This window comes from Listeria cornellensis FSL F6-0969 (assembly GCF_000525855.1).
In the GTDB taxonomy this organism is placed as follows: Bacteria; Bacillota; Bacilli; order Lactobacillales; family Listeriaceae; genus Listeria_A; species Listeria_A cornellensis.
This window is the reverse complement of sequence record NZ_AODE01000056.1, coordinates 1-7,663: the sequence shown is the minus strand read 5'-3', so window position 1 is coordinate 7,663 and position 7,663 is coordinate 1. Positions and strand designations below refer to the sequence as shown.

Below are 7,663 nucleotides of genomic sequence, written 5' to 3'. Positions count from 1 at the left end.
CAAATCGGATACCGCGCGCAAATGCACGAACACTAGCGACAAGTCAAAAACTTACGCGCACGGAATTACGACACCAACACCGGTCGATTCCTACAAGCCGACAGCTATCGCGGCGCCCTAGACGATCCACGAAGCCAAAATCGCTACATTTACGGCGGCAACAATCCCAATTCTTATGGCGATCCGAGCGGTCACTTCATGAATTGGCTGAAGAAAAAAGGGAAGAAACTCAAAGACAAAGCCAAAAAAAGCAGCGAAGAAACTCGGCAAGAGCATTAAAAAAGCCGTGAAAAAAAGTCAAGAAAGCCATCAAGAAAACCGTGAAAAAGGTCAAGCGAGCCATCAAGAAAATCAAAAAAAGCAGTAAAAAAAAGTCTATAAAAAAAATCAAACGTGCTGCAAAAAAAAGCCATTACTAAAGTCAAACGCGCGGTAAGCAAGTTTAAAAAAAGCCGCGAAGAAATCCATCAAACAAATCAAAAAAAGTGGCGAAAAAAGGCTTATAAAAAAGGCAAAAGTAATCCTGAAAAAAAGTACAAAAAGTAGCCAAAAAAAGTGAAACATATTGTAAAAACCATTAAGAAAGCAGGTATCAAACAAATACGAAAAGCTTTCAGTTATGTCAAAGCAACAGGAAAAGCAATCAAAGCAACGGTGAAAAAAAACAACTAGCAGCCAAGAAAAAAGCAAAACAAAAAGCAGAAGAAAGCTAGAAAGAAATAAAGCGTATCAAGCAGTGTGTAAGAATACGCAGCCAATCAGCTCATATAACTTCTCTGATTATCAGAAGAGCCCGCTAGATGACGGTACCTACTGGCTATCCAAACCAGGCAATACACCACAACAAAATGCAGCAGCAACGAAAGCCTATACAGCGGCCGTGAAAAATGGCACCGTGGCAACAAGTTCAGGTGGTGTGAGTAATGACTTAATGGACATCTACATGAAACAAATGTTAGCGGTCAAAACAGGTGTCAATCCATTCACAGGAAAAGTGCTAACAGAATGGGAGAAGAAGCAATTTGCATATGCTGGGGCTGTCGGTATGCTGAATTTAGGTTACCTAGGTGTTTGGGGTAGTGGTGTATATAAAGGGAGCATAGGAAATTCGGTTAATAAAGAACCTGTTAAAAATAGTAATCAAGCTAGTGATATTTTTGCTTATCAAAAGTATAAGGAATCGTTATTAAAAGGTGATATTGTTGAAAACTCTAAATCTATTATTTCAGGTGATAAATTAAAAGATCCTAAGCTTATAAACGAACTTACTAAGGATGGGAGTTCAATGTCTGATTGGGCTAAAATGGAATCCGAATTTTCTTATACAAGTAATTTTGGAACAGGAAAAGTACATTATTATAAAAAATTTGAAAACTGGTGAGGTGAGTTCCTATGATGCAAAAATAAAAGTTTCAAAACCTAAAGACTTACGGTCTGGTGTAGGCGACGATTTTTGGATTGTGGAGCTAGATAGTAACTTTATTCCGATAGGAGTGAGAAAATGATAGTCCAATGTATTAGTAATAAAAAAAAATAAATATATAACTCTAGATAAATGCTATCCAATTTTTTCGGGAGAATATCAACTTATAGATAGTGAAAGTGTGTTTGAATCGTATAGAATTATTGATGACATGGGCAACCTATCGGTGTATGAGGCTACAGATTTTACTGTCATTCACAATGACTTTAGTAACTATGAGATAGTTGCGTATAATAATATAAATGAGTTTACACATAATGACATTAATTACGTTAATTTCTATGAAGACTACTATAATGACATACCCGATGCCGTAGTTAGATTAAAAAAAACAGCTGTTAGAATTTATCAATCAGATTGTTCAAAAGATGAGCTTGTTAAATTTATTTGTAATGAGACTTACTCAACTGATGAAAAATGTTTTGTATTAGAAGCCGTGTCTGAAAAGATTGTCGAATCGGATATAACTACTTTAATACTCTATTTCAGTGAGGAAAAGTTAAGTCAAGATATCGAGTTGGCAGAAGAATTTTTATGTTTACTGAGCAAGTATAAAAATGAAAATGTATATCAATATTTTTTGGATTATTTTTCAGTGCATGTTGGAGAAAATACAGAGATTGACCAAATTATTAGTACTTATTTTGATGAGTATTATTTGTGAGGTAGAAGAGTTTAGTTTAACTATAACTAAGATGATTCGCTAGATCGAGAGAGATTTTCTCTCTCAGATACATACAAAAATATGTTAGAAAACAGTACAATTAGAAAGTATGGATAGGGGTTAAAGGGCAAGGTTGATATATTGAGTTATCGCATCGCAACCCGTTCTAAGAACAAAGTAAATTGTTTACAGCGCTCAAATACATGACACCAATGACACACAAAACCTACGCGCACGGAATTACGACACCAACACCGGTCGCTTCCTACAAGCCGATACGTACCGAGGTGCCCTCGATGACCCAAGGAGTCAAAACCGCTACATTTATGGCGGTAACAACCCGAACTCCTATGCCGATCCGAGCGGTCATTTTATGAATTGGCTCAAGAAAAAAGCGAAGAAAGTCAAAAACAAAGCCAAAAAAAGCAGCGAAGAAACTCGGCAATAGCATCAAAAAAGGCGTAAAGAAAGTCACGAAAGCCATCAAGAAAACGGTGAAAAAGGTCAAGCGAGCCATCAAGAAAATCAAAAAAAGCAGTAAAAAAAAGTCTACAAAAAAAATCAAACGCGCCGTGAAAAAAAGTAGCAACGAAAGTCAAACGCGCGGTGAAAAAAATTCAAAAAAGCAGCCACGAAATCCATCAAACAGATTCACAGAACAGCGAAAAAAAGTGTATCAAAAAGCCAAAAAAAGTCGTACAGAAAAAGATACAAAAAAATCAAACGCAGTGTGAAGAAAAAAAATAACCACCATCAAAAAAGCTGGGCTAAACTTCCTAGCAAAAGCCAAAACAAAAATAAAAGTAGCTTCCATCGTCAGCAAAATCGCACGAGCCAAATCAAAAGTCGTCCTAAGAGCCAAACTGAACAAAGCAAGCAAAAAGTACGCAGAAAAGAAGATTGCGAATCAACTACGCGCACAGAAAAATTGGAAATCCGTCTGTAGTGGAACTTCGGCTCTAGGAGCAGGTTTTGTAGATGGACTCGCCAACAATGGAACCTTTGGCATGGTTGGTACGCTCAATAAAAATGATCAAGCCTATGGCGACAACAACCTCTATCACATCGGAAAAATCCTAAGTGACATTGGCAGTATTGCTGTTGGTGGACTAGGAATGGCAGGTGGTAGTGCACTTGTAGGTGGCGGACTGGTTCTGGATGTAACAGGAGTTGGAGCGATAGCAGGTGTCCCGGCAAACATAGCGGGTGTAGCTATTGCGACAAGTAGCGGAGTAGTAGCAAAAAACGGCACACAAAACATCATTAAAGATGCGAGTGATTTGATTTCTAATATAAAATCAGGAGCAGGAGAACTTAGTTCGAGTAGTTGGAATAAGGGGAGTTTCAAATCGCCAACGGATTCTTTAGAAAATCACTTTAAAAAACATGGCACTGAGGTTGGTGCGAAAGATGCTGACCAATACTTGAGAAAAGCAGAAGAGTTTGCTAAAACTGCTAAAAAGCGTTCTACAAAAAGTCCAGTTAAGGGTGCTGTGGATGGTGTGATCCGCTATAAAAAGGATGGTAAATACATTGATTTAGCGCCAGATGGCAGCATAGTGTCATTCGGAAAGCAATAGAAAGAGGTGAAGTTATATTGAGTTTGATTCATGATTTTGTTATTAGTGAGATAATTGAGTATCAAAAGAATCGTGACATGGTAAAGGTAGATGATAATTTGATTATGTATATCTTAGATTCTTTGGAATGGACTGAATCGGAGTGGAACGAGTTAGGAGAGGACAAGAAGGGTCTAAACTACTATGGTATTACAATTTTTAGAGGAGAAAATTTGGAGAGTTTAATAAAAATAATTTCATGCTGGATAGAACTTTTTTGAAAATGCACCAAGTAGCTTCTTTATAAGTGGAAATTATGATATTGATTCTAATAAATACGAAAAAAATGAATTTGAGAAATCAGCCGTAATGGAGCAGTTAGGTTCGCTATTTGAATTATGCGTCACAGCTAAAAATGATAATCAATTACTTATTCATTTTGGTATTTAATATTAGACATACAATAAAACACATGAGGTTACAGGTTTGTAATATACCAAGAGAAGTAGTCAACTTCTCTTGGTTACATAGAAATATGACGCAGTTGGTAACGTAACGTCGATGATTGATCCGGGAAATCAGGCGTAAATTAAGCTATATATAATACGGTTAAGCTATTTCGACAATTCGCTACATCAACGACTTAACCCAAGAATACACCCAAGTAGCGCAACTTGATGAAACCACCGAAGACAACGGCGAAACCACAGAAACCAGCACCGATTACCGCTTTGGCGAAGACGACCAAATCCTCGGCACCGAAGACGAAAGCTATCACGAAAACGGTTTGACAGACATCGCAACGACATCCGACGGCGAAGAAAGCACCGATTACGACTACACCGATTACGGTACCGCCATCGCAGCCGTTCCAATGGCCAACCAAATCGGATACCGCGCGCAAATGCACGACACCAGCGACACACAAAACCTACGCGCACGGAATTACGACACCAACACCGGTCGCTTCCTACAAGCCGACAGCTATCGCGGCGCCCTAGACGACCCACGAAGCCAAAATCGCTACATTTACGGCGGCAACAATCCCAATTCCTATGGCGATCCGAGCGGTCACTTCATGAATTGGCTCAAGAAAAAAGCGAAGAAAGTCAAAAACAAAGCCAAAAAAAGCAGCGAAGAAACTCGGTAATAGCATCAAAAAAAGGTGTCAAAAAAAGTCAAAAAAAGCAATCAAGCGAACCGTCAAAAAAAGTGAAGCGCGTCATCAAAAAAAATCAAGCGTGTCGCTAAAAAAAGTCTACAAAAAAAATCAAACGAGCCGCGAAAAAAAGTAGCGACGAAAGTCAAACGAGCAACGGCGAAATTTTACAAAGCAGCCAAAAAATCAGTGAAGCAAATCAAAAAAAATCACCAAGAAAATATACAAAAAAGCAAAACACACGATCGTGAAACAAGCGAAGAAAATCAGTGAAAAAGTGAAGCGTTTTGTCCAACCAATCAAACGAGCAGGCTTAAAAATGTTGGCTAAAGCATCCAGCAAAATCAAAAACATCGGCAAAACCATCCAAGCAACACTCAAGGCTAGAAAAGCAACTCTCGCCCAAGCCAAGAAGAAAAAAGCCGCCGCAACAGCAGCTAAAAAAGCGAAAGCCTATCAAGCGCTATGTAAAGACAAGAACTTTGTCAGCAGTAAAAACACAGGCTACCAAGATCCAACCTACAACTCCAAAGCTGGCTATCCAAAACCAGATGAAGTCTGGGCATTTGATGCAAATGGGAACATTGACAAGAAGAAAAGTGCGGAACTATCCAAGAAGCTAGGTGATTGGAGCACCGTAGCTCTGATGGCTGTCATTCCGGGCCCAGATGAAATACTACTTGCGGGTCTTTTAGCAAAAGCAGGAGGCAAGGCAGTCTTAAAAGTAACACCAAAATTAGCTTCTAAAATAGAGACATTGTTAAGCAAACTCCAAAAAGAAAGAAGCAACTAAGAAATTCCTTAAATTTGACATTCAACATTTTGCTAGTTCGAATATTGCTAAAGGATTTGAGAATAGGATTAGTAGATTACCAGCAGGTGAACGTGTTGCAGCAGTGAAGGAAATGGCTGCAAAAGTAGCGAAGAAAAATGGATGGAAAGAGGTAGATAAAGATATCAAATCAAAAAATGTGGGCAGAAAAATATACACTGATGGTAAAAACTATTATTCGCTGGATACTCAGCATGGGCGGTTTGAAATGCAAAATAAAAGAGGCAAACACCAAGGTGAAATTGATATGGATTTGAATAAAATTACTAATAAGCCAGCAGATAAATCAGGGAGGCATGATATTAATGTTAAATAGTAAGGTTAATGATGTACTTGATATGTACTACAATGGGGAAAATGAAAGTTTGTATATAACAAAATCATCTGATAGGTTGATGCTACCAACAAAGGTCGTTAAATTTTGTGAGTTAAACAATATTGAGATAAGTTATATGACGGAATTTGACAATCCTTCAGATAAATGGTATTTCACTATGGGAGCATATAAAGAAAATAGTTTTGAAGTAGAGTATACTTCGATAGTGACCGTTTCTAAGCTGGCTAATGTATATGCAGTGGAACATAGTTTTGAGGTGCTGAATAAGGACCCTAGAAAGATAGAGCCAGTATTAGTTGGGGATGCAGAGGCAGCTTTTAATTTTATGCAATTTGATTTAGAAGAACTTATTAAAGAAAGCTATGAAGGCATAAAATATAGCCGAATGTTTTGGGCTGAATCTTGGAGAAAAATCGAAGGAATTAATTTTTCAGAGGATGTTACTTTATTTGGGCCGGATGTGACGCAGGGAGATATATTATTTAGAGATGTTTTGGATAAACTACCAGATTAAATGATAGTAGAGGCTTCTAAATTACTGATATAGTGCGTTTGATTAACCAAGAGAGTTTTAAGCCAACTCTCTTGGTTACATAGAAATATCGATTAGGGTACAGCAATGGAGACGCTGACACAACCTACACCCACGACAAAAACGGAAACATTACCAAAAAAGCGTTAAGAAGTGGTAAAGTAGAAACATACACGTACAACGGTGAAAACCAACTCATCCAATCCGCTGACAACGAAGGCCACGTCACGACCTACAGCTACGACGCATTCGGCAACCGGATTGGCAAAGAAACCATCACCGACAAAACCAAAGAAGTCACAGGCACACTCAGCGAATGGATCACCACCTACGACAAACAAGCCAAAGACAACTTAAAAGTAACACCCGGCAAAACAGCCACAGAAGGCACGACAACGAAGCAACCAGAATCCACGACTAAAACCGAGAGCCTAGCCAAACAACTCGAAAAACGCGCGTCTGGCGATTTTGAAGGGTGTTCTCCGATCGCAGGAGAAGGCACAGATGTCGTGACGAAAGATAACAGCACGAAAACAACGACATCGGAAGAAGGCACAACAACGAAAACCAAAGACGGCATTCAAGGCAAAACCGAGCTAAAAGAAAGCGATGGCGGCAACTCGACAAGCACTGAGCGCACGACAGAAACAACTAAATCCGTCGGGTACCAAGCCATCACAACGATTCGCTACATCAACGACCTCACCCAAGAATACACCCAAGTAGCGCAACTTGATGAAACCACCGAAGACAACGGCGAAACGACGGAAACCAGCACCGATTACCGCTTTGGTGAAGACGACCAAATCCTCGGAACCGAAGACGAAAGCTATCACGAGAACGGTTTGACAGACATCGTGGGCAAGATCGATGCAAGCGGCGAGGAAAGCACAGATTACGACTATACCGATTACGGTACAGCAATCGCAGCCGCACCAATGGCCAACCAAATCGGATACCGCGCGCAAATGCACGACACTAGCGACAGTCAAAACTTACGCGCACGGAATTACGACACCAACACCGGTCGATTCCTACAAGCCGACAGCTATCGCGGCGCCCTAGACGATCCCACGAAGCCAAAATCGCTACATTTA

10 protein-coding genes and 1 pseudogene are annotated in these 7,663 nt (G+C 39.5%); all 11 read left to right on the top strand.

What is annotated here, in order from left to right:
- Window positions 1-108: 108 nt before the first annotated feature.
- Window positions 109-279: pseudogene (locus PCORN_RS20620) on the top strand (RHS repeat-associated core domain-containing protein); the annotation flags it as partial.
- Between the two features lie 457 nt (window positions 280-736).
- On the top strand, window positions 737-1,381 hold the full coding sequence (locus tag PCORN_RS16590; protein ID WP_036082637.1) for a hypothetical protein: 645 nt from the start codon (window positions 737-739) through the stop codon (window positions 1,379-1,381).
- Window positions 1,382-1,649: 268 nt separating this feature from the next.
- Window positions 1,650-2,147, top strand: coding sequence for a hypothetical protein (locus PCORN_RS16585; RefSeq protein ID WP_149024408.1), 498 nt, complete (start codon window positions 1,650-1,652; stop codon window positions 2,145-2,147).
- Window positions 2,148-2,328: 181 nt separating this feature from the next.
- On the top strand, window positions 2,329-2,595 hold the full coding sequence (locus PCORN_RS21455) for an RHS repeat-associated core domain-containing protein (RefSeq protein ID WP_077913962.1): 267 nt from the start codon (window positions 2,329-2,331) through the stop codon (window positions 2,593-2,595).
- A gap of 46 nt (window positions 2,596-2,641) precedes the next feature.
- On the top strand, window positions 2,642-2,881 hold the full coding sequence (locus tag PCORN_RS16580) for a hypothetical protein (protein ID WP_036082633.1): 240 nt from the start codon (window positions 2,642-2,644) through the stop codon (window positions 2,879-2,881).
- A gap of 273 nt (window positions 2,882-3,154) precedes the next feature.
- Window positions 3,155-3,727 carry a hypothetical protein gene (locus PCORN_RS16575; protein WP_036082631.1) on the top strand — a complete coding sequence of 191 codons (573 nt, stop codon included), beginning with the start codon at window positions 3,155-3,157 and terminating at the stop codon, window positions 3,725-3,727.
- Between the two features lie 766 nt (window positions 3,728-4,493).
- Window positions 4,494-4,856 carry an RHS repeat-associated core domain-containing protein gene (locus PCORN_RS20615; protein WP_036082627.1) on the top strand — a complete coding sequence of 121 codons (363 nt, stop codon included), beginning with the start codon at window positions 4,494-4,496 and terminating at the stop codon, window positions 4,854-4,856.
- 256 nt (window positions 4,857-5,112) lie between these two features.
- Entirely contained in the window at window positions 5,113-5,658 is a 546-nt protein-coding gene (locus tag PCORN_RS20610; protein ID WP_241433234.1) for a hypothetical protein, read from the top strand.
- 112 nt (window positions 5,659-5,770) lie between these two features.
- A complete protein-coding gene (locus tag PCORN_RS16555) occupies window positions 5,771-6,013 on the top strand; it encodes a colicin E3/pyocin S6 family cytotoxin (RefSeq protein WP_036082623.1) in 243 nt (80 codons plus the stop codon).
- Window positions 6,003-6,548 (top strand): hypothetical protein, encoded by a 546-nt coding sequence (locus PCORN_RS19160; RefSeq protein WP_036082621.1) that lies wholly within the window; start codon window positions 6,003-6,005, stop codon window positions 6,546-6,548. Before PCORN_RS16555 ends, PCORN_RS19160 begins: the two co-directional genes overlap by 11 nt.
- A 527-nt stretch (window positions 6,549-7,075) precedes the next feature.
- A partial coding sequence (locus PCORN_RS20600; protein ID WP_036082619.1) for an RHS repeat-associated core domain-containing protein occupies window positions 7,076-7,663 on the top strand: 588 nt, incomplete at its 3' end.

Bases quoted from the DNA above. Each gene is read 5' to 3' on its own strand.
- PCORN_RS16575 (WP_036082631.1), top strand. From the start codon at position 3,155: ATGGTTGGTACGCTCAATAAAAATGATCAAGCCTATGGCGACAACAAC.
- PCORN_RS16555 (WP_036082623.1), top strand. From the start codon at position 5,771: ATGGCTGCAAAAGTAGCGAAGAAAAATGGATGGAAAGAGGTAGATAAA.
- PCORN_RS19160 (WP_036082621.1), top strand. From the start codon at position 6,003: ATGTTAAATAGTAAGGTTAATGATGTACTTGATATGTACTACAATGGG.